The 907-nt window shown below is 47.6% G+C and carries 5 tRNA genes and 1 rRNA gene; all 6 read right to left on the bottom strand.

Features of this window, described 5'->3' with window-relative positions:
* Positions 1-50: 50 nt before the first annotated feature.
* Positions 51-125: transfer RNA gene (locus tag CSV76_RS16920), tRNA-Met, on the bottom strand.
* Positions 126-143: 18 nt separating this feature from the next.
* Positions 144-219, bottom strand: a tRNA-Val gene (locus CSV76_RS16925).
* Between the two features lie 59 nt (positions 220-278).
* Positions 279-353 (bottom strand) — tRNA-Glu (locus CSV76_RS16930).
* A gap of 20 nt (positions 354-373) precedes the next feature.
* A tRNA-Ser gene (locus CSV76_RS16935) sits at positions 374-465 on the bottom strand.
* Between the two features lie 4 nt (positions 466-469).
* Positions 470-544 (bottom strand) — tRNA-Asn (locus CSV76_RS16940).
* A gap of 44 nt (positions 545-588) precedes the next feature.
* A 5S ribosomal RNA gene (rrf, locus tag CSV76_RS16945) occupies positions 589-704 on the bottom strand.
* Positions 705-907 lie beyond the last annotated feature (203 nt).

The raw sequence follows: 907 nt of genomic DNA on the forward strand, positions 1-907 counted from the left end.
GATCTCCTGCGTGACAGGCAGGCATGTTAACCGCTACACCACGGGACCATTGGTTGCGGGGACAGGATTTGAACCTGTGACCTTTGGGTTATGAGCCCAACGAGCTACCACTGCTCCACCCCGCGATAATACTATAAAGAAAATGGTGGAGGATGACGGGCTCGAACCGCCGACCCCCTGCTTGTAAGGCAGGTGCTCTCCCAGCTGAGCTAATCCTCCTGGGTTAAATTACTTTCAGCTTCGCATAACTGCGTCAGCTGTATTTAGAACTTTTAAAATGGTGACCCCTACGGGATTCGAACCCGTGATACCGCCGTGAAAGGGCGGTGTCTTAACCGCTTGACCAAGGGGCCATAAATTGAGAATGCATATCTGGCGGAGAGCAAGGGATTCGAACCCTTGAGGCAGCGCAAACCGCCTACACGATTTCCAATCGTGCTCCTTCGGCCACTCGGACAGCTCTCCATAATGGCTCCGCAGGTAAGACTCGAACTTACGACCGATCGGTTAACAGCCGATTGCTCTACCACTGAGCTACTGCGGAATAATATAATGTGGTTATAATAAAATTGTGAAACTTATCTAACAGACCAGCGACGTCCTACTCTCACAGGGGGAAACCCCCAACTACCATCGGCGCTAAAGAGCTTAACTTCCGTGTTCGGTATGGGAACGGGTGTGACCTCTTTGCCATCGTCACTGAACTGTTTTTCAAAGCCATGATTATTATATCAAACTGAGTGAGAAAGTCAAATGCTTTTTAAAAGTATTTTTTGTTCACTCAAAACTGAATAAAAGACATTGTCGTAGTTCAAGTAACTACTTTTTAAAATAGGTTAAGTCCTCGATCGATTAGTATCTGTCAGCTACATACGTCGCCGTACTTACACCCCAGACCTATCCACCT

Source organism: Sporosarcina sp. P17b, from assembly GCF_002743115.1.
In the GTDB taxonomy this organism is placed as follows: domain Bacteria; phylum Bacillota; class Bacilli; order Bacillales_A; family Planococcaceae; genus Sporosarcina; species Sporosarcina ureae_C.